Here is a 20,456-nt window from a genome sequence, read left to right on the forward strand (position 1 = left end):
ACTGGCCGGTACTCCTCCCCTGTCAACGGCACGGAAGCCGTGGCGACGCGGTTCACCTGGGACGTTTTTCTTCCCGGGGGCCGCCGGGGGGCCGTTCGCGCCAAGTCGTTCCCGCAAGGTCATTGATGGGCCGGGATGATCGGCGATAGCTTCGCTCGTCATGTACCCGTCCATACACAACCGGTGTACGGGCGGACGTCACGGATGATGTGGAGAACCCATGGCTCATCTGGGATCCGGACGCGGGCGCGTACTCGCGCTGCCCGCCGGTCTGGCGCTCACGGCCTCGCTCGGTCTGCTCCCGATGGGGACGGCCGCCTCGGCCGCCCCGCTGGACGAGGCTCCCGCCGCCGCGGTGGCGACGAACGGCCCGAAAATGTCGTACGTCGTCAATGTGACGGGTGGTCACTCCACCGCGAAGGCGGTGAAGAAGGCGATATCCCGGGCGGGCGGCACCGTGGTGATCGCCTACGACCAGATAGGTGTCATCGTCGTCCACTCGCAGAACCCGGACTTCGCGAAGACCATCCGCGGCGTGCGGGGCGTGCAGTCCGCGGGCGCGACGAGGACCGCGCCGCTCGCGGCCCAGCGCACCACCGACATCGGGGCCGAGCAGCCGCTGTCGGCGGCGGAGGCCCGTACGGCGGCCGCCCGGGCGGACGGCGAGCAGGACCCGTTCGAGCCCCTCCAGTGGGACCTGCCGGCCATCAAGGCGGACAAGGCGCACGAGAAGTCGCTCGGCAGCAAGAAGGTCACCGTCGCCGTCCTGGACACGGGCGTCGACGACACCCACCCGGACCTCGCGCCCAACTTCGACCGCCGGGCCTCCGCGAACTGCGTGACCGGCGCCCCGGACACCACCGACGGCTCCTGGCGGCCGGGCCCCACGGAGAGCGACCACGGCACGCACGTGGCGGGCACCATAGCCGCCGCGAAGAACGGCGTCGGGATCACCGGTGTCGCCCCGGGCGTGAAGGTCTCCGGCATCAAGGTGTCCAACCCGGACGGGTTCTTCTACACCGAGTCCGTGGTGTGCGGCTTCATCTGGGCCGCCGAGCACGGCGTGGAGGTGACCAACAACAGCTACTACGTGGACCCGTGGCTCTACACCTGCAAGAACGACGCCGACCAGGGCGCGCTGGTCGAGGCGCTCCAGCGGGCGACGCGGTACGCGGAGCGCAAGGGCGCGGTCAATGTGGCCGCCGCGGGCAACTCGCGGACCGACCTGGCCGCGGACGAGGTCACCGACACCACCAGCCCCAACGACACCACGCCGGTCGAGCGTGTGGTCGACCCGAGCGTCTGCCCGGACGTGCCGACGATGCTCGACGGCGTGGTCACCGTGTCGGCGACCGGCGCGAAGGGGCTGAAGTCCTCGTACTCCAACTACGGCCTGGGCGTCGTGGACATCGCCGCCCCGGGCGGTGACTCGACGGCCTACCAGCCGCCGGAGGCGCCCGCCACCAACGGGCTGATCCTCTCGACGCTGCCGGGCGGCAAGTACGGCTACAAGGCCGGTACGTCGATGGCGTCGCCGCACGCCGCGGGTGTGGCCGCGCTCATCAGGTCGACGCGCCCGCACGCCTCGGTGAACGAGGTGAAGTCGCTGCTGGCCAAGCAGGCGGACGACATGGCGTGCACGGCGCCGTACGACATCAACGGCGACGGCACCGTGGACGCGGTCTGCGAGGGCGGCAAGCGCGACAACGGCTTCTACGGCAAGGGCATGGTCGACGCGCTGGACGCTGTACGACGGTAGGACCGCACGGGCGCCAGGGCCGGCGTGACGGCCGGGCGGGCGTCACGGCCGGGCGGGCCGGGGGAACTGTTCCCCGGCCCGCCCGGTCCCTTCCGGCCGGCCCCTTCCCCCCGGGTGGCACTCAGTGCCAGGCTGGAGGGATGAACACGGACGACCTGCCCGGCCTGCGCCCCCTCTGGACGGCACTCGGTGCCGATACGGCTCTGCTGGAGCGGGTCTCCCGCACCGGCCCCCGGGGCGGGCTGCCCGCCCGGCTGCCTGTGATGGCGCTGGCCCGGGCGGCTGTCGGGGCGTGCGCCCTCGCCGCCGCCGAGCTGGCCGCGGTACGCACCGGGGGCCCGGTGCCGCGGGTGCGGGTGGACGACGAGGCGGTCGCCGCGGCGTTCCTGAGCGACCGGCTGGTGCGGGTCGACGGGCGGGCGCCGGTGACCTTCGCACCGCTGTCGCGGTTCTGGCGGGCGGCCGACGGCTGGGTGCGGACCCACGCCAACTACCCGCACCACCGGGCCCGGTTGCTGACCGCGCTCGGCCTGCCGGACGGCGCCGGCCCGGACGCGGTCGCCGCCCTGATCGCCGGCCGGTCCGCGCGCGACGTGGAGGACACCGTGTACGCGGCGGGCGGGCTGGCCGTCGCCGCCCGGACGGTGGAGCAGTGGACGGCCGGGGAACAGGGCTCCCTGGTGGCCGGGCGGCCCCTGCTGACCCTGGAGCGGATCGGCGAAACCGCGCCCACGCGCGCGTGGGGCCCGCTGCCCGCCGGGCCCCTGCTGCCCTGCGCGGGGGTGCGGGTGCTGGACCTGACACGGGTACTGGCCGGGCCGGTCGCCACCCGGACCCTCGCGCTGCTCGGGGCGGACGTGCTGCGGATCGACCCGCCGCACCTGCCGGAGAGCCAGGACGCGCACGACGACACCGGGATGGGCAAGCGGTCGACGACCCTGGACCTGCGGCGGGCGGCGGACCACCGGGTGTTCGAGGATCTCCTCCGGGACGCCGACGTGGTGGTGACCGGCTACCGGCCCGGCGCCCTCGACAGGTTCGGGCTCTCCCCCGAAGCACTGGCCGGGCGCCGCCCCGGCCTGGTCGTGGCCCGGCTGTCGGCCTGGGGCCGCCAGGGGCCGTGGCACGAGCGGCGCGGCTTCGACAGCCTGGTCCAGGCGGCGACCGGCATCGCCCTGCGGGAGGGCCGCGGCGACGAGCCCGGCGCGCTGCCCGCCCAGGCGCTGGACCACGGCACCGGCTATCTGCTGGCCGCCGCCGTCCTGCGGGCGCTGACCGAGGCGACCGGCCGGGACGGCGGCGGCACCTGGCTCGCCGAGGCCGCCCTGACCCGGACCGCCCACTGGCTGGTGCACGAGCTGACCGGCCCCCCGGAACCGGCCGGCCCGCTCGACCCGGAGCGCCGCACCGCGGTGGCCGCCACCCCCCGCGGCCGGCTCCGCCACGCACTGCCCCCGGTCGCCTACGACGGAGCCCCGCCCGACTGGACCCGCCCGTCCGGCCGCTGGGGCGCGGACCGGGCGGAGTGGACCGGCCCCTGACGACGAAGGGGCGCCGGTACGGGGAGTGCCGGGCGGAGCCGTACGGGGATGCCGGGCGGGGCCGTACGGGGAGTGCCCGGCGGGCCGATTCACGCCCCCGGCGTCCGGGCGGCGCCGTACGATCGCGGCGGAGCCGTCCTCGGGGGGAGCAACGACCGTGCAGGGTATGGAGATCGTGGCCGCCCGGCTCGCGGGCACCGTGCTGGGCAGCGTCGCCAGATCGCTGGTGGCCCCCCGGCCGGGGGCGGGGCTCGTCGACCGCCCCGTACGCCCGCTGCCCCGCCCGCCGAAGCCGGACCGGCTGGCGAAGGTCCTGGCCGGGCGGCTGGAGGCGGCGTACGGCACGCTGCCCGAGCACGAGCGGCTCGCCGCCGTCGACGCCGTCCGCGACAGCTTCGCCGCGGCGGGCGAGATCGACGCCGGCCGGCTCTTCTCGCTGGACCTGGAGCCGGCCCGGCTGTGCGCGGAGCTGCGCTCGCCCGCCGCCGTGCGGAGCCTGAGCGCGCGGGCGGCGGAGCTGTACGAGGAGCTGCTGTCGCTGTGCTGCGCCCACGTGGTGGAGCAGCTCACCGCGCACCCGTCGTTCCCGGCGCGTGCGGCCGTCGAGCAGACCCGCGCCTCGGGCCGTACCCGGGCGCTGGTCGAGGAGCTGGCGGCCGGGCAGAGCCGTCCGGTGGCGGAGGCGCTGCGGTTCGAGCAGCGGTACGCGGACTACATGGCGCTGACGCACGGGCGGCTGGAGCTGTTCGGGCTGACCCTGGGGCGGTCGGCGGGCGAGTGGTCCCTGGACACCGCCTACATCAGCCTGTCGGTGAGCGGCGACGACTCCCGCCCCGAGGGCTTCGGCCCGCCCGGTGGGCGTGGCCAGGTCGCCGTCAGGGCCGAGCAGGCGCTCGCGGAGGCCGACCGGGTCCTGCTGCGCGGCCCGGCGGGCTCGGGCAAGAGCACCCTGGTGCAGTGGCTCGCGCTGAACGCCGCGCAGCGCCGGTTCGGCAGCGGCGCCGGCGCGGACCTGAGCGACTGGAACCGGTACGTCCCCTTCGTACTGCGGCTGCGGACGTTCACCCCGTCCGGCGAACTCCCGGGGCCCGGGGACTTCCTGCGGGCGGCCGGTGTGCCGCTGGCCGGGTCGGCACCGGCCGGCTGGGTGGAGGGGCTGATGGGCGAGGGCCGGGCGCTGGTCCTCGTGGACGGGGTCGACGAGGTGCCGGCGCGGCTGCGCAGGCGGACCCGGGAGTGGCTCAGGGGCCTGATCGCGGCGTTCCCCCACGCGCGGTACGTGGTGACGACGCGGCCCTCCGCGGTGCCCGAGGACTGGCTGGCGCGGCACGGGTTCGCCGTCCACTCGCTGCTGCCCATGGAACGGGACGACATCCGGGCGTTCGTCGGGCACTGGCACGAGACGGCGCGGCGCGAGTGCGCCGGGGACGCCGAGCGGGCGCGGCTGGACACCTACGAGGCGTCGCTGCTGCGGGCGGTGGGCACCCGTCGCGCGCTGGGGCTGCTCGCCACCAACCCGCTGATGTGCGCGCTGCTCTGCGCCCTCAACCGGGACCGGCGGATGCAGCTCCCCCGGGCCCGCAAGGAGCTGTACGACGCGGCGCTGGACATGCTGCTGGTGCGCAGGGACACCGAGCGCGAGGTCGTGGGGGTGGAGGGCGTCGACCTCACGCGCGAGGAGCAGATGGCGCTGCTCCAGCGGTTCGCGTACTGGCTCATCCGCAACGGCCGCAACGAGGCGGACCGTGCGGAGGCCGTGGAGATGGCCGGGCGGTGGCTGGACGCCATGCCGCAGGTGGACGGCACGGCGGAGCAGGTGTTCTCGCACCTGCTCATCAGGAGCGGGCTGCTGCGCGAACCCCGCCCCGGCGCGGTCGACTTCGTCCACCGGACCTTCCAGGACTACCTGGGCGCCAAGGCCGCCGTGGAGGCGCGGGACTTCGGCGTCCTGGTGCGGAACGCGCACGACGACCAGTGGGACGACGTGGTGCAGATGGCGGTCGGGCACGCGCGCGTGGACGAGCGCGCCCGGCTGCTGACCGACCTGCTGGACCGGGCGGACGAGGAGGAGTGCCACCGGCACCGGCTGGTCCTGCTGGCGGCCGCGTGCCTGGAGCACGCGCCCGAGCTGGACCCCCGGGTCAGGGCGGCCGTGCAGGAGCGGACGCAGGAGCTGCTGCCGCCCCGCCGCCGGACCGATGCCGAACAGCTCGCCGAGGTGGGCGAGCTGGTGCTGGAGCTGCTGCCGGGCCCGGAGGAGGGGCTCGACCAGTACAGCGCGGCGGCCGTGGTGCGGACGGCGGGGCTGATCGGCGGCGACACCGCGTACGAGGTCGTCTCCCGCTTCCGGGACGACACCCGTACTCCCGTGACCTTCGAACTCGCCCAGGCATGGGGCTCGTTCTGCACCGAGCGGTACCTGGAGGAGGTCCTGGCGCCGCGTACCTGGGACGACCACTACCTGTATGTGAAGACGGCCGGGCAGCTGGCCGCCCTGCGGCACGTCCCGCGGGTACGCGCCGTGCACCTGGAGGGGGACCATCCCGACCTGGCACCGCTCGCGGTGCTGGACGGCCTGCACCGGCTCTTCCTGTTCGACAACCCGACCGTGCGGGACCTCTCGCCGGTGTCCCGTTCCGCCGGACTGCGTGAGGCCGGCCTGAGCCGGTGCCCGTCCCTCACCGATCTGTCGCCGCTGGCCGGCCCCGGTCTGGAGTGGCTGTCGCTCTACGACCTCCACCCCGGTCTCGACATCGAGCCGCTGGCCGGCATGCCGGACCTCAAGGCTCTGCACCTGGGCCACACCCTGTTCATCGAGAGCCTGGCCGAGCTGCCCGCCGGCCCGGGGCTCACCCACCTCACCCTCCAGCGCCAGGTCCGGTATGTCGCCCTCGACGGCATCGAGCGGTGGCCCGGCCTCATCTCCCTGGCCCTCTCGGGCCGCACACAGCTGGGTCAGTTGACGCGGATGGTGTCGCCTCCGGCGCTGACGTCCCTGACGCTCAATGAGCTGGTATCGCTGGACCTGCGGCCGCTCGGGGCGCTCGGCGGCTCGCTGGAGCGGCTGTTTCTCTGGCGGTGCGAGCTGCCCGGGGCGCTGGCCCCGCTGCGGGACCTGCCCGCGCTCACCTCGCTGGAGCTGTGGCAGTGCGAGACGGGTGACGGCCGCCCGGTCGACCTCGCCCCGCTGGCCGGTCTGGAGAACCTGACCGTGACCCTCACCGACGACATGTCCGTCACCGGCACCGAAGGGTTCGGCCCGGCCCGCCTGGTGGTGCGGCGGGCCCAGGCGTGAGGACTCCGGCCCGCCCAACTCCCCCGCGTACACGGCGGACAGCGGCCACGGGCGTCAACTCGGGGGACACATGGGGCAAGCCCGGCGGTGGCGTTGTCAGTGGCGGGCTCTATTCTCAGTGACCATGCTCGACGACCGTACGACAGCGACACCGTGGCCGACCGCGTACCCGACCCAGGGGTACGCGGTCGTCGACGTGGAGACCACCGGCCTCGCCCGCGACGACCGGATAGTGTCCGCCGCCGTCTACCGCCTCGACCCGCAGGGCAATGTGGAGGACCACTGGTACACGCTGGTCAATCCGGAGCGCGACCCGGGGCCGGTGTGGATTCACGGTCTGACGAGCGACCTGCTGGAGGGGGCGCCGCTCTTCGCGGACGTCGCGGCGGAGTTCTCCGCGCGGCTCGACGGCCGGGTGCTCGTCGCGCACAACGCCATGTTCGACTGGTCGATGATCGCCCGTGAGTACGCCCGGGCGGAGAGCGCGGCCCCGGTGCGGCAGCGGCTGTGCACCATCGCCCTGTCCAAGGAGCTGGGCCTGCCGCTGGCCAACTTCAAGCTGGAGACGCTGGCCACCCACTTCGGCGTGGTGCAGCGCCGGGCGCACAACGCGCTGGACGACGCGCGCGTGCTGGCGGAGGCGTTCCGCCCGAGTCTGCACGCCGCCGCCGAGCGGGGTGTCCGGCTGCCGCTGCTGGAGTGCCGTCCGCTCACCGAGTGGGTGTCGTCGCCCGCCGGGTCGCCGGTGCCGCGGATCGGCCGGCAGGCGTCGTACCGCTCGGGCGGCTGGCGGCCGTCCCGGAGGCGGCCGGCCTGCCCGTACCCGAACCCGGGCCGCTACGAAGCGGACAAACCGCTCAAGCAGGGCATGCGGGTGGCGTTCTCGGGTGACACCTCGATCGACCGCGAGCTGCTGGAGGACCGGGCGTTCGAGGCGGGCCTCCATGTGGCGAGCAGCGTCTCCCGGCTGACGAGCCTCCTCGTCACCAACGACCCGGACTCGGCCACCTCCAAGACGGTCAAGGCCAAGGCGTTCGGCACGCCGGTCGTCGACGAGGCGGCGTTCACCCAGCTGCTGCGGGACGTGGCCCCGGCCGGCGACCCGGCAGACGGGTGACCGCCGGGCGTTTCACCGGTCCTTCCGGACCACCGGCCCGCACCCTGTGGCGCATGGCACGTTGTGAGGTCTGCGGGAACGACTACAGGATGTCCTTCGAGGTGCACGCGCAGGGCGCCGTGCACGTCTTCGACTGCTTCGCCTGCGCCATCCACCGGATGGCACCCATCTGCGAGCACTGCCGGGTCCAGATCATCGGCCAGGGCGTCGAGGCCGGCGGGCAGTTCTACTGCGGGGCCCACTGCGCCCGCGCGGAGAAGGGCGAGGTGGGCATCGTCGACAGCGTCTGACCCCGGCCCGCCGGGCGGCGGACGGCCGGGGCAGACCCGCCGACCGGGCGGCCGGGAGCCGACGCCGACCGGGAGCCGGGCCGACCCGCCGACCGGGGGCCGGACCCGAGCAGGTACGGTCGAAGCCGTGTACCGCTTCCTGTTGTCCCGGCAGTGGGTGATCCTCACCCTCGTCGCCCTCGTTCTCATCCCCACGATGATCGAGCTGGGCTTCTGGCAGTTCCACCGCCATGAGCACCGGGTGGCACAGAACCGGCTGATCGAGGACAACCTGAAGGCGAAGCCCGTCCCCGTGACGGAGCTCACCTCCCCCGGCCACACCGTCCCGCGCGCCGACTACTGGCGCCGGACCACCGCCACCGGCACCTTCGACACGGCCCACGAGGTCGTCGTACGCCGCCGGACCTCCGCGGACGAACGGATCGGCGTCCTGGTCCTCACCCCCCTGATCCTCGCCGACGGCCGCGCCGTCCTGGTCAACCGGGGCTGGATCCCGGCCGCCGCCGACCAGATGTCCTTCCCCCAGGTGCCGCCCGCCCCCAAGGGCACCGTCACCGTCACCGGCCGGCTGAAGGCCGACGAGACCACCGGTGCCAGCGGCATCAAGGACCTCAGCGGACTGCCGCCCCGCCAGGTAATGCTGATCAACAGCGAGCAGCAGGCCGCCGGCCTCGGCCGCGAGGTGCTGGGCGGCTATCTGGAACAGACCGCGCCGGAGCCGGCCGGGGACACCCCGGAGCTGATCCCGGAGCCCGACCACGACTCGATCGGCGCGCACATGGCGTACGCGGTGCAGTGGTGGCTGTTCGCGGCGGGAGTGCCCGTGGGGTGGGTGGTGCTGGTGCGCCGCGAGAAGCGCGACCGCGCCGAGGCGGACCGCGCGGCCCCGGCCGGCGACGGCGGGGACCACGGCGACGGCGGCGACGGCCGCGACGGCGGTGGCGACGGCGGGAACCGCGGCGACGAGGTGCGGCCGGCGGCCCCGTCACCGGCGTAACCCCCGAAGCGCCGAGGCCGCGTCTCCGGCCGTCGGCAGGTACCCGATTGGCCGTCCGTCACGGCGGGAAGACGCCTGAGCGTGACGCAACGCATCGAGGACTACGCCCTCATCGGGGATCTCCAGACCGCGGCCCTGGTCGGCCGGAACGGTTCCGTCGACTGGCTGTGCCTGCCGCGCTTCGACTCGGCGGCCTGTTTCGCCGCCCTGCTGGGCGACGAGGAGAACGGCCACTGGCGCATCGCCCCCAAGGACGGGCAGTCCTGCACCAGCCGCCGGTACGTCGGTGACTCCCTCGTCCTGGAGTCCGTCTGGGAGACCCGCACCGGCACGGTCAAGGTGCTGGACTTCATGCCCCAGCGCGACGAGGCGCCCGACGTGGTCCGCATCGTGGAGGGCGTCAGCGGGACGGTCGAGATGGCCTCGGTGCTGCGGCTGCGCTTCGACTTCGGGTCCGTGGTGCCGTGGATGCGCCGGACCAACGGCCACCGGGTGGCGGTCGCGGGCCCCGACTCGATATGGCTGCGCAGCGAGCCGGAGGTCAAGACCTGGGGCCAGCAGTTCAGCACCTGCTCGTCGTTCACGGTCTCCGCCGGCGAGCGGGTGGCGTTCGTCCTCACCTGGCACCCCTCCCACCACCCCCGGCCCGCGCTGATCGACCCGTTCGAGGCGTTGGAGCACACGCTGGAGGACTGGGAGGCGTGGTCGGCGCGGTGCACCTACGAGGGGCCCCACCGGGACGCGGTGATGCGCTCGCTGATCACCCTGAAGGCGCTGACGTACGCCCCGACGGGCGGGATCGTGGCCGCGCCGACGACCTCGCTGCCCGAGGAGATCGGGGGCGTACGGAACTGGGACTACCGCTACTGCTGGCTGCGCGACGCCACCCTCACGCTGGGCGCGCTGCTGTCGGCCGGCTATCTGGACGAGGCGGCGGCGTGGCGCGACTGGCTGCTGCGCGCGGTGGCCGGCGACCCGGCGGACCTCCAGATCATGTACGGGCTGGCGGGCGAGCGGCGGCTGCCGGAGACGGAGCTGCCGTGGCTGCGCGGGTACGCCGGGTCGGCCCCGGTGCGCACCGGGAACGCCGCCGTGCGGCAGCTGCAGCTCGATGTGTACGGGGAGGTCATGGACTCGCTGTACCTGGCGCGCGAGGCCGGGCTGTCCTCGCAGGCGCACGCGTGGAACCTCCAGCTGAGCCTGCTGGGCTTCCTGGAGTCGACGTGGCGGGAGCCGGACGAGGGGCTGTGGGAGGTGCGCGGGCCGCGGCGCCACTTCGTGCACTCCAAGGTGATGGCGTGGGTCGCCGCCGACCGGGCGGTGCGGGCGCTGGAGGAGGACCCGTCGCTGACCGGTGACGTGGGCCGGTGGCGGGCGATGCGCGACGCGGTGCACCGGGACGTGTGCGAGAAGGGGTACGACCCGGAGCGCAACACCTTCACGCAGTCGTACGGCTCGCGCGAGCTGGACGCGGCGACCCTGCTGATCCCCCGGGTGGGTTTCCTGCCGCCGGACGACCCGCGGGTGGTGGGGACGGTGGACGCGGTGTGGGAGGAGCTGAACCACCAGGGGCTCGTCAAGCGGTACAGCACCGCGGGGGTGCCGGTCGACGGGCTGCCGGGAGACGAGGGCACGTTCCTGGTCTGCTCGTTCTGGATGGCGGACGCGCTGCGCATGACGGGCCGTGAGAAGGAGGCGCGGGAGCTCTTCGAGCGGCTGCTGTCGCTCCGCAACGACGTGGGGCTGCTGGCCGAGGAGTACGACACGGTGTCGGGGCGCCAGCTGGGCAACTTCCCGCAGGCGTTCAGCCATGTCGGTCTGGTGGGCACCGCTCTCGCCCTGGTGCGGGAGGGCGCGGCAGGATAGGCCCATGGATCTTGGACTGAAGGACCGTGTGTACGTGGTGACCGGCGCCTCCCGCGGGCTGGGGCACGCCTCGGCGCGCGCCCTGGTGGCGGACGGCGCGAAGGTGGTCGTCTCCTCGCGGGAGGAGGAGGCGGTGGCGCGGGCCGCCGCCGGGCTGGGCGGGGACGCGGTGGGCGTGGCGGCGGACAACGCCGACCCGGAGGCCCCCGCCCGCCTGTTCGGTGCCGCGCGGGAGCACTTCGGGCGGCTGGACGGTGTGCTGATCAGTGTCGGCGGCCCGGCGCCCGGGTGGGCGGCGGACAACACGGACGAGCAGTGGCGGGCGGCGTTCGACTCGGTGTTCCTGGGCGCGGTGCGGATGGCCCGGGCGGCGGCCGAGACGCTGTCGGAGGGCGGGGTGATCGGGTTCGTGCTGTCTGGCTCGGTGCACGAGCCGATCCCGGGCCTGACGATCTCCAACGGGCTGCGCCCGGGGCTCGCCGGCTTCGCCAAGTCGCTCGCCAATGACGTGGGCCCGCGCGGCATCCGGGTGGTGGGCCTGCTGCCGGGGCGGATCGACACCGACCGGGTGCGGGAGCTGGACGGCCTGTCCGGGGACGCCCCGGCGGCGCGTGCGGCGGCCGAGTCGCGGGTGCCGCTGCGGCGGTACGGCACGCCGGAGGAGTTCGGCGCCACGGCGGCGTTCCTGCTGTCGCCGGCCGCCTCGTACCTGACGGGGGTCATGCTGCCCGTCGACGGCGGCGCCCGGCACGGCTTCTGAGGGGTCCGTTCCTCAGGAGACGCGGCGCTCCGTGTGCTTGGCGGCGCTCAGGCGGGCCTCCACCGGGAGGTCGGTGAGGCCCGCCGCCTCGCGCGCGTGGCGCAGCGCCCCGTCCCGGAGGCGGGCCAGCGTCTCGGCGGGTGAGGCGTGCGGTTCCACCCGCAGCGACATCCGGGCGGCGGGTGCCGTGCGGCGGCCGGTGAGCCGGACCCGGGCGCGCGCGACACCGTCCAGCGCCTCGGTCTCCGCCTCGGTGGCGCCCTCCAGGGCCCGGCCGCGGAGCACCGCGCTCTCGCCGTCCCGGCTGTCGACCAGGACCTCCGCCAGCCGGCGCCGGCGCAGCTGGGCCAGCAGCCACCAGAGCGCCAGGAGCAGCAGCGCCGCCAGCACCGCGACGACGGCGCCCCAGGCCCAGCTCTCCCGGGTCGACCGGGCGAGCAGCACCCCGTCCGGCCCGCTCCACGGCCACCACGACGGCACGTTCAGGTCCAGCCCGGCGGCGAGCACACCGCCGCCGACGACCACCAGCGCTGCGCCGGCGAGGCCCACCACCACCCGGTTCACCGTCCTGAGCATGCCGTCACCCCTTCTTCGCGGGCCGTGCGACGTGCACCGCCAGCCGGGGCGGCCGGGCCAGGCCCAGCTCCCCGACCGCGCCGCGCAGCGCCCGGTCCAGGTCCGTCCGGACGTCGTCGAGTTCGCGGAAGTGGGCGACGGCCCGTACGGCGGCCTTGTGGCGCCGCGCCCGTACCCGTACGGACTGCACCCCCGCGACCCCGGCCGCCCGGTCGCGCAGGACGGCCTCCACCACATCGCGTCCGAGGCCCGCGCGCAGCGGGCCGTGGGCGCGCCGCATGGGCAGCACGGCGCGCAGCCCGGGGGTGCAGGCGAGGAGGAGCAGCCAGATGCCGAGCGCCACGGCGACGCCGGCGCCGACGAGGACGGCGATGTCGTCCAGCGGCCGGGTGGCGAGGTCGTCGGCGAGGACCCGCCGCCAGCGCATCCCGGGCCGGCCCGCCTCGACGGACGCGACGTCGTACAGCAGCAGTCCCGCGCAGCCGAGCAGGACGACGGCGACCAGGATCGCCGGCACGCGCCGGAAGGACCAGAAGCGGTGCGCGGAGCGGCCGTGCCCGGACTCCTGCGGCACGGGGGCGGTCCCGGGATCGGAGGGCCCGCCCTCGCCCCGCTTCTCGGGGGCCGGGGCGCTCATCGGACCCTCCCGCCGCTCTTGTCGCGCTCCCGGGTGTACGGCGAGTGCAGGCGTTCCACCTGGACGGCCACCTCGGGCACCTCCATTCCGGCCAGGGTCCGTACCCGCCGGATCACCTGGCGGCGTACGTCGCGGCAGCGGGCGCCGATGTCGCAGGGGTAGTCCAGTTCGAGGCTGACGCGGACGCGCGCGCTGTTGCGGTGCACGACCACCGCCGCGTGCGGCGGGCCGGCGCCGCCGCCGCGCCGGGCGGTGTCGCCCGCCGTGCTCTCGTTCCCGGGCACCTCGTCGAGCGCCTCCCGCGCCGCGTGCGCGGCGATCTTCGCCACCACCCGGTCGGCGATGGTGGTCGCTCCGCGTTCCGCCGCCGAGACCCCCGCCACCGCGTCACCGCCGCCGGTCGTCGCGGCCACGGCCCCGGAAGAAGTCGCCCGCCTCCAGGTCCCCGTCGGCGAACCGCCCGGCGATGAACCCGATGGCCCCCAGGGCGGCCACCAGGACGAATGCGCCGAAGCCACCGAAGTATCCGGCGAAACCGAGTGCCATTCCGGCCAACAGGCCGGCCGTCGCCATGCTCATCGTGCGCTCCTCATGAGGCGGCTACTGGAGCCGTGACTCCTGCTCGTCGTCCTCGTCCTCGGGCAGCTTCACATCGCTGACCGCGATGTTGACCTCGACCACGTCGAGCCCGGTCATGCGCTCGACCGCGGAGATCACGTTCTCCCGCACCTCGCCGGCGACGTCCATGATCGGATAGCCGTACTCGACGACGATCTCCAGGTCGAGGGCCGCCTGGACCTCTCCGACCTCGGCCTTGACCCCTCGGGTGACGCTGGGGCGGCCTCCCGGGACCCGGTCGCGCACCGCGCCGAAGGTCCGGGAGACGCCGCTGCCCATGGCGTGGACACCGGCGACGTCCCGTGCGGCCAGACCGGCGATCTTCTCGACCACCCCGTCGGCGATGGTGGTGCGCCCGCGGGTGGCGGGGGCTCCGCCGCCGCCCGTGCGCTTGGCCATGGAGGTCCTGCGGGTTTCCTCGGCGGCCGGTTCACGGACCCGTGCGGCCTTGGCGGCCTGGTCCGACTGGGCGGCCCGGTCGGGCTGCGACGCCTCACTCATCACCGTTCTCCCTTTCGGAGATTTGGGCTCCTTCGCACACATTAAGGGTGGTTTACGGATCTCGCGCCGGGGATGCGGCAGGCTGGAGGAATGACGACGGCTGATGGATGGGTGGCGGCGGTGCGGAGCCGGACCGGTCTGGGGGTGCTGCTCCCCCTGGGCGGCCCGGAGGACGGGGCCTGGATCGCGGCGCGCGCCGTGGACGCGGCACTGCGCGGGGCGGCACGGCAGGTGGAGGGGGTGACACCGGGGCGGGTACGGATCACCCCGGCCGGGGCCCCGCACGGCACCCGCTCCGCCGGTGCCCCGGACGGGCGGCCGTCCGCGTTCCCGGCGCCTCCGGGGTCGCTGCCGCCCGGCCCGCTGCGCATCGAGATGGACTTCGCCGCCGGGACCGCCGTACCCCTGCCGGCCCTGGCCGACCGGCTGCGGGCCGCGCTGTGGGCGGCCTCGGAGCGGCGGCTGGGGCTGATCGTGTCGGAGGTGGACCTGCGGGTGACGGACCTGGCGGACGGCGCGCCCCGGGAGGCGGTGGACACCGCTCCCCCGGCGGCGCCCCCGCGCGAGGCGGGCCCGGGCTCGCTGGACGACCCGGTGGCGGGCGCGGCGGCCGGGGTGGAGGGGGTGGACCGGCTGACGACGGTGCTGGGACCCCCGGTCCACCGGGCCGCCGATCATGTACGGGTGGAACTGGCGACGGCCCCGGACCACCGGCCACTGGACGTGGCGCGGGCGGTACGCGGGGCCGTGCGCGAGCAGCTTCCGGTGACCGTGGTGGTCACCGGGGCGTGAGGGCCGCCGGAGCGCGACGCGCCGACGGGCGGGCGGGCCCTGGAAGGCGGGGCCCTGGGTCGGCGGGCTCTAGTCGGCGAGCCCCCGGTCGGCGAGCCCTGGTCGGCGCGCCCTAGTCGGCGAGCCCGGCGAGGTCGCGCAGCCGGCGCGCCTGGGCGGCCCGCTCGGCCGTGCGCTGCTCCTCGTAGGTGCGGTCGCCCGCGCCCCGCAGCAGCGCCTTGGTCTCGACGACCGCGTCGCGGGGCGCAGCGAGCAGCGCGCCCGCCAGGTCCCGTACGGCGCCGTCCAGCTCCTCGGCGGGCACCACGATGTTGGCCAGTCCGATGCGCTCCGCCTCCGCGGCGTGGACGAACCGGCCCGTGGCGCAGATCTCCAGCGCGCGGGCGTAGCCGACCGCCCCCACGAGCGGGTGCGTGCCCGTCAGGTCGGGGACGAGACCGAGGCTGGTCTCGCGCATCGCGAACTGGACGTCGTCGGCCACGACCCGCAGGTCGCACGCCAGGGCGAGCTGGAAGCCGGCCCCGATCGCGTGTCCCTGCACGGCCGCGATCGACACGATGTCGTTACGTCGCCACCAGGTGAACGCCTCCTGGTACTCGGTGATGACCGCGTCGAGCTCGGCGTCCGAGCCGCGCGCCAGATCGAGGAACGACGGCTCTCCGGCGAAGCCCTCCGGCGTGAACGCCTGCCGGTCGAGTCCGGCGGAGAAGGACTGGCCCTCTCCGCGCAGCACCACGACCCGCACGCTGCCCGGCAGCGACCTCCCGGCCTCCGTCAACGCCCTCCACAGCGCGGGGGACTGGGCGTTGCGCTTGGCCGGATTGGTGAGGGTCACCGTGGCAACGGCGTCGTCGACGGTGAGCCGTACGCCGTCCTTGTCGAGCACGTCGAGGACTGGGTCGAGCGAGGTCATGGGGCGCCTCCGGGTCCGGTGCGGCAGTGCAGCCATCAAGTGACTGCACAGTAACCACCCGGCCGACACTGCGATCGACCGGGTGGCCCTGCCGGTACCGGTGGGGCCGGACGAGCCGCGCTCGGGGTGTCAGGTCGCCGTGGCCGTCAGGCCGAAGCGGCCTTCTTGCCTCGCGTCGCTCCGCCGCGTCCACGCAGCGTGACTCCGGATTCGCTCAGCATCCGGTGGACGAATCCGTAAGACCGACCGGTTTCCTCGGCCAGTGCCCGGATGCTCGCACCGGAGTCGTACTTCTTCTTCAGGTCTGCCGCGAGCTTGTCGCGCGCGGCGCCGGTCACCCGGCTGCCCTTCTTCAGAGTCTCGGCCACCCGTGCCTCCTCATGGGAAGTGCGCTCTGGTCTTCTCATGATCACCCCTCCGGGGCTTCCTGGCCAGCCATTCGACAAGGTCTGTGCCGTACGGATTCGCCGCTCGGGGCCCGCCGGACGGCCCGCCGGCCCGGGAGAAAGCCGGGAGATTCGGTGAAATACCTGGTCAGGGCGGTACGCGCGAAAGGGGCGCGGGGGGCGCACGAGAGGTGAAATCCGCCCGGAGCCACGCCGCAGTACGAGACGCGCTCACTCAGATGATGGATCACGGGTAGGCCGAATGATCCAGGGAGACCGGGCGGGGCCCTCGCGGGCGCCGCCCGAGACGCCGGCTACGCCAGGGCCACGAGGTCCGCGTAGTCCGCGCCCCACAGGTCCTCGACGCCGTCCGGCAGCAGGATGATCCGCTCCGGCTGGAGGGCGTCGACCGCGCCTTCGTCGTGGGTGACCAGGACGACGGCGCCCTTGTAGGTGCGCAGCGCGCCGAGGATCTCCTCGCGGCTGGCGGGGTCGAGGTTGTTGGTCGGCTCGTCGAGGAGCAGGACGTTCGCCGAGGAGACCACCAGGGTGGCCAGGGCCAGCCGGGTCTTCTCACCGCCGGAGAGGACCCCGGCGGGCTTGTCGACGTCGTCGCCGGAGAACAGGAACGAGCCCAGCGTCTTGCGGACCTCCACCAGGTCCAGGTCGGGGGCGGCCGACCGCATGTTCTCCAGGACCGTGCGGTCGGGGTCGAGGGTCTCGTGCTCCTGGGCGTAGTAGCCGAGCTTGAGGCCGTGACCGGGAGTGACCTGACCGGTGTCCGGCTTCTCGACCCCGGCGAGCAGCCGCAGCAGGGTGGTCTTGCCGGCGCCGTTGAGGCCCAGGATGACCACGCGTGAGCCCTTGTCGATGGCCAGGTCCACGTCGGTGAAGATCTCCAGCGATCCGTACGACTTGGACAGCCCCTCCGCGGTGAGCGGGGTCTTGCCGCAGGGCGCCGGCTCGGGGAAGCGGAGCTTGGCGACCTTGTCGGAGGCGCGGACCTCCTCCAGCCCGGCGAGCAGCCGCTCGGCGCGGCGGGCCATGTTCTGCGCGGCGACGGTCTTGGTGGCCTTGGCGCGCATCTTGTCGGCCTGCGAGTTGAGGGCGGCGGCCTTCTTCTCGGCGTTGGCGCGCTCCCGCTTGCGGCGCTTCTCGTCGGCCTCGCGCTGCTGCTGGTAGAGCTTCCAGCCCATGTTGTAGACGTCGATCACGGACCGGTTCGCGTCCAGGTAGAAGACCTTGTTGACCACGGTCTCGACGAGGTCGACGTCGTGGGAGATGACGATGAAGCCGCCCCGGTACGTCTTGAGGTAGTCGCGCAGCCAGACGATCGAGTCGGCGTCGAGGTGGTTGGTCGGCTCGTCGAGGAGCAGGGTGTCGGCGTCCGAGAAGAGGATGCGGGCCAGCTCGACCCGGCGCCGCTGACCGCCGGAGAGGGTGTGCAGCGGCTGGCCGAGGACCCGGTCGGGCAGACCGAGGGCGTGGGCGATGGTGGCGGCCTCGGCCTCGGCGGCGTACCCGCCCTTGGTGAGGAACTCGGTCTCCTGGCGCTCGTACTGGCGCAGGGCCTTGTCGCGGGTGGCGCCCTGGCCGTTCGCGATGCGCTCCTCGTTCAGCCGCATCTTGCGCAGCAGGGAGTCCAGGCCGCGGGCGGAGAGGATCCGGTCGCGGGCCAGGACGTCGAGGTCGCCGGTGCGGGGGTCCTGCGGGAGGTAGCCGACCTCACCGGAGCGGGTGATGGTGCCGCCGGCCGGGATGCCCTCGCCGGCGAGGCACTTGGTGAGGGTGGTCTTGCCGGCGCCGTTGCGGCCGACCAGGCCGATGCGGTCGCCCTTGGCGATGCGGAAGGAAGCGGACTCGATGAGAACGCGTGCGCCGGCACGCAGCTCGATGCCGGAAGCGGTGATCACGGACAGACTCCAGGGCGGTGGGGACGACGGCGGAAGGACGGCGGGTGCGGGGGCTTCGACGCCGGTCTAATGCACAGGGAGAATGGCCATACGGGCCAGTCTAACGGGCGCGTGCAACTGCTTTTCGGCCATGCTGCGCCCGCCCGGGGCCCGGCCCGGTGCCGCCCGGGGCCCGGCCCGGTGCCGCCCGGGGCCCGGCCCGGTGCCGCCCGGGGCCCGGCCCGGTGCGAGGACGCCGCGGGGTGCGGCCGCCGCCGGACCGGGCGGCACGGCGGCGGGACGGGGCGCGGTGCAACACCTTCCGGTGAGCCGGTGGGCGCTCCGGGTCGCGTTGTCAGTGCCGGGTGCCAGACTGGGAACCGGCTGAGATCCGGATCACCTGAGCAAGGGCGGCAGGGGCGCGGGCCGGGTGAAGGGCGCGCGCCGAGGACGAGCACCGAATCGGAGCGTGATCAGCGTGGCGGACGTACCGAGCATCTACCCGACGATCCTGTACGAGGACGCGAAGACGGCGATCAGAACGCTGAAGGAGGCGTTCGGCTTCACCGAGGTGAGTGTGTACGAGGGCGAGGACGGCCGGGTCGTCCACTCGGAGCTGGCCTTGGGGAACGGCATGGTGATGCTGGGCTCCAAGGGCGGCGGCGGGGCCTTCGCCAAGGCGATGGCGGGCAGTGGCCCGGCCGGGGTCTACGTGGTGGTGGAGGACGTGGACGCCCACCACGCGCGGGCGGTGGAGCACGGGGTGGAGATCCTGATGCCGCCCACGGACCAGGATTACGGCTCGCGGGACTACATGGCGCGGGACGCCGAGGGCAACGTCTGGAGCTTCGGGACGTACGCCCCCGGCGCGGCGGGCTAGCCGGCCGGGAGCCGGCCTTCGGCGGGCGGGCCCTCGGCGAGCGGGCGGAGGGTCAGGCTCCGCCGGTGTGGACCTGGAAGGCCGCGCGGCGCACCGCCTTGGCGAGGGCGGGGTCGGGGTGTGCGGCCGCCAGGGCGACGAGGACCTGGACGGTGCGGGGGTGGCCGACCGCCCGGACCTCGTCGAGCAGGGCGGGGACGGTGCCCTGGACGGCGGATTCGAGGTGGCGGACCAGGAGGGTGCTCTCCCCGTGGTCGGCGACGGCGGCGGCGGTGTCCACCCAGAGCCAGGTGGCCTCCTCGCGGGTGAGGACGTCGGGGGCGTCGTCCGGGTCGGCCCCCTCGTACTCGGCGAGCCAGAGCAGGGCGTAGGGGCGCAGCCCGGGCTCGGCGGCGGCGGCGCGCACGGCGGCCTCGGCGGGGGCGCCGACCACCCGGAGCGCCTCGAAGGCGAGGCCGCGCAGCAGGGCGTCCTCGCCCCGGGCGACGGCGAGGAGTTCGGTGACGGCGCTGCGGACGGGGCGGGCGGCGAGCCAGGCGCGGTACTCGACGCGGGCGGGGCCGGGGGTGAGCCGGGCGCAGCCGCGCAGCATGTCCTCGGCGGACTGCTCGATGTGGCCGGCGGGGCTCTGGGCGGCCACGCAGATCTGCTCCAGCTTCACCCACACCGCCCAGTTGCCCAGGGGCGTCAGGGTCGCCTGTCCCCCGCCCAGGGTGAGGGCGCCGACGGCGGCCAGGCCCTCCAGGGCCCAGTCGAGGAGCCGGGAGAGGGGCGCCTGGCCGGTGGTATCCGACGCGGTCTCACCGGCCGCGCCGGGGGCCTGACCGGGGGCGGCTGCGGGCGTGCCGGAGTGCGGGGCGCCGGCGGGGACCTCGCAGCGCTCCTCGCGCAGTTCGGCGACCCGCTGCCGGAGCAGGTCGAGCAGCGACGGCACGGGCACGGGGCCGGCCGAGAGCTGGAGGAGGGAGAGCACCTGGGGGACGGCCTCCACGACCTCGGCGACGGCGGCGGGTGCCGCCTCGGTGGGCGCGGGGCGCACCAGCGACCAGGCGTCGAACAGGGCGACCCAGCCGCGCAGGACGGCGGAGTCGTCGCGGTCCCAGGCGCGCAGCCGCCAGCCGGGGCGGGCGGTGTCGCCGTGCAGCTCGACGAGACCGGCGAGCCGGGCGCGGTCCCAGCCGGCCCGCACCTGAGCGGGGGTCAGGCCGAGGGCTGCGGCGGCCCGTTCGGTGGCGGGGGTGGTGTCGTCGTGGGCCCGGTCCCGCTCGACGGCGGCCCAGCGGGCGATGCGGACGGCGTCGGCGAGCACGATCCTGGCCTGCCGGGCCAGTTCGGCGGGTGGCGGTGTCCCCTCGGGCGGTCGCGGCACCGGGCGGGTACGCCGGGTCGTCACGGCCCGTCGGGCCGTGGTCAGGGGCCGCGGTCGGACGAGTCGGAGTCTGGAGTTGCGCGCCAGTTGCTCATCAGGCTTTCGAGACGTCACGGGAGCAGTCTTCCCGCTGACGCCCCGAAAGCCCAAACGGAATCCGATTCGCCGGGTTCGTGGTGTCGCCGCGGCGCCCCGTCCGGCGCGCCGGACGGGGCGTGGCGGGGCGCGGCGGGGCCGGTGGGCACCGCGCGGTTGCCGGGCAGGGAG

Annotated in this window: 19 protein-coding genes; 10 read left to right on the plus strand and 9 right to left on the minus strand. The window is 74.7% G+C overall.

Going from position 1 to position 20,456, the window contains the following annotated elements; genetic code table 11:
- Positions 1–220: 220 nt before the first annotated feature.
- The 8 genes from ACF08D_RS05540 to ACF08D_RS05575 all read left to right on the plus strand — a co-directional run bounded on the left by ACF08D_RS05540 (position 221) and on the right by ACF08D_RS05575 (position 11,625).
- The gene (locus ACF08D_RS05540) at positions 221–1,759 is read left to right on the plus strand and encodes a S8 family serine peptidase (protein ID WP_392221256.1); all 1,539 of its coding nucleotides are present in this window, start codon (positions 221–223) and stop codon (positions 1,757–1,759) included.
- A 140-nt stretch (positions 1,760–1,899) separates the two neighbouring features.
- The gene (locus ACF08D_RS05545; protein ID WP_392221257.1) at positions 1,900–3,300 is read left to right on the plus strand and encodes a CoA transferase; all 1,401 of its coding nucleotides are present in this window, start codon (positions 1,900–1,902) and stop codon (positions 3,298–3,300) included.
- A gap of 166 nt (positions 3,301–3,466) precedes the next feature.
- Positions 3,467–6,595, plus strand: coding sequence for an NACHT domain-containing protein (locus ACF08D_RS05550; RefSeq protein WP_392221258.1), 3,129 nt, complete (start codon positions 3,467–3,469; stop codon positions 6,593–6,595).
- Between the two features lie 118 nt (positions 6,596–6,713).
- Positions 6,714–7,712 carry a DEDDh family exonuclease gene (locus ACF08D_RS05555; RefSeq protein WP_392221259.1) on the plus strand — a complete coding sequence of 333 codons (999 nt, stop codon included), beginning with the start codon at positions 6,714–6,716 and terminating at the stop codon, positions 7,710–7,712.
- Between the two features lie 53 nt (positions 7,713–7,765).
- Positions 7,766–8,002 (plus strand): hypothetical protein, encoded by a 237-nt coding sequence (locus ACF08D_RS05560; protein WP_392221260.1) that lies wholly within the window; start codon positions 7,766–7,768, stop codon positions 8,000–8,002.
- A gap of 127 nt (positions 8,003–8,129) precedes the next feature.
- Positions 8,130–8,999: an SURF1 family protein gene (locus ACF08D_RS05565; protein WP_392221261.1), complete on the plus strand. Its 870-nt coding sequence runs from the start codon at positions 8,130–8,132 to the stop codon at positions 8,997–8,999.
- 81 nt (positions 9,000–9,080) lie between these two features.
- Positions 9,081–10,865 carry a glycoside hydrolase family 15 protein gene (locus ACF08D_RS05570; RefSeq protein ID WP_392221262.1) on the plus strand — a complete coding sequence of 595 codons (1,785 nt, stop codon included), beginning with the start codon at positions 9,081–9,083 and terminating at the stop codon, positions 10,863–10,865.
- A 4-nt stretch (positions 10,866–10,869) separates the two neighbouring features.
- Entirely contained in the window at positions 10,870–11,625 is a 756-nt protein-coding gene (locus ACF08D_RS05575) for an SDR family oxidoreductase (RefSeq protein ID WP_392221263.1), read from the plus strand.
- 12 nt (positions 11,626–11,637) lie between these two features.
- Here ACF08D_RS05575 and amaP read toward each other — a convergent pair whose 3' ends face one another.
- Genes amaP through ACF08D_RS05600 form a run of 5 tightly spaced genes read right to left on the minus strand, consistent with a single transcriptional unit; the run spans position 11,638 to position 13,855 of the window.
- The gene (gene amaP, locus ACF08D_RS05580; protein WP_392221264.1) at positions 11,638–12,201 is read right to left on the minus strand and encodes an alkaline shock response membrane anchor protein AmaP; all 564 of its coding nucleotides are present in this window, start codon (positions 12,199–12,201) and stop codon (positions 11,638–11,640) included.
- Positions 12,202–12,205: 4 nt separating this feature from the next.
- A complete protein-coding gene (locus tag ACF08D_RS05585; RefSeq protein WP_392221265.1) occupies positions 12,206–12,838 on the minus strand; it encodes a DUF6286 domain-containing protein in 633 nt (210 codons plus the stop codon).
- A complete protein-coding gene (locus tag ACF08D_RS05590) occupies positions 12,835–13,251 on the minus strand; it encodes an Asp23/Gls24 family envelope stress response protein (RefSeq protein ID WP_392221266.1) in 417 nt (138 codons plus the stop codon). Before ACF08D_RS05590 ends, ACF08D_RS05585 begins: the two co-directional genes overlap by 4 nt.
- Positions 13,226–13,417, minus strand: coding sequence for a hypothetical protein (locus tag ACF08D_RS05595; protein ID WP_392221267.1), 192 nt, complete (start codon positions 13,415–13,417; stop codon positions 13,226–13,228). The genes ACF08D_RS05590 and ACF08D_RS05595 overlap by 26 nt, the downstream gene beginning before the upstream one ends.
- Before the next feature lie 21 nt (positions 13,418–13,438).
- Complete coding sequence (locus ACF08D_RS05600; protein WP_392222315.1) at positions 13,439–13,855, minus strand: Asp23/Gls24 family envelope stress response protein; 417 nt, start codon at positions 13,853–13,855, stop codon at positions 13,439–13,441.
- A gap of 192 nt (positions 13,856–14,047) precedes the next feature.
- On the opposite strand from ACF08D_RS05600, the gene ACF08D_RS05605 reads away from it, so the two are divergent.
- On the plus strand, positions 14,048–14,749 hold the full coding sequence (locus ACF08D_RS05605; RefSeq protein ID WP_392221268.1) for a hypothetical protein: 702 nt from the start codon (positions 14,048–14,050) through the stop codon (positions 14,747–14,749).
- Positions 14,750–14,861: 112 nt separating this feature from the next.
- Here ACF08D_RS05605 and ACF08D_RS05610 read toward each other — a convergent pair whose 3' ends face one another.
- The 3 genes from ACF08D_RS05610 to ACF08D_RS05620 form a co-directional block, all read right to left on the minus strand.
- Positions 14,862–15,662, minus strand: a complete 801-nt coding sequence (locus tag ACF08D_RS05610; RefSeq protein ID WP_392221269.1) for an enoyl-CoA hydratase/isomerase family protein — start codon at positions 15,660–15,662, stop codon at positions 14,862–14,864.
- Positions 15,663–15,808: 146 nt separating this feature from the next.
- Entirely contained in the window at positions 15,809–16,030 is a 222-nt protein-coding gene (locus ACF08D_RS05615; protein WP_006123601.1) for a helix-turn-helix domain-containing protein, read from the minus strand.
- Between the two features lie 332 nt (positions 16,031–16,362).
- Positions 16,363–17,961 (minus strand): ABC-F family ATP-binding cassette domain-containing protein, encoded by a 1,599-nt coding sequence (locus ACF08D_RS05620; protein WP_392221270.1) that lies wholly within the window; start codon positions 17,959–17,961, stop codon positions 16,363–16,365.
- A gap of 457 nt (positions 17,962–18,418) precedes the next feature.
- Here ACF08D_RS05620 and ACF08D_RS05625 point away from each other — a divergent pair, with 457 nt between their 5' ends.
- A complete protein-coding gene (locus tag ACF08D_RS05625) occupies positions 18,419–18,820 on the plus strand; it encodes a VOC family protein (protein WP_392221271.1) in 402 nt (133 codons plus the stop codon).
- A gap of 52 nt (positions 18,821–18,872) precedes the next feature.
- Here ACF08D_RS05625 and ACF08D_RS05630 read toward each other — a convergent pair whose 3' ends face one another.
- The gene (locus ACF08D_RS05630; RefSeq protein WP_392221272.1) at positions 18,873–20,303 is read right to left on the minus strand and encodes a hypothetical protein; all 1,431 of its coding nucleotides are present in this window, start codon (positions 20,301–20,303) and stop codon (positions 18,873–18,875) included.
- Positions 20,304–20,456 lie beyond the last annotated feature (153 nt).

The organism is Streptomyces sp. NPDC015131, assembly GCF_043079975.1.
GTDB lineage: Bacteria > Actinomycetota > Actinomycetes > Streptomycetales > Streptomycetaceae > Streptomyces.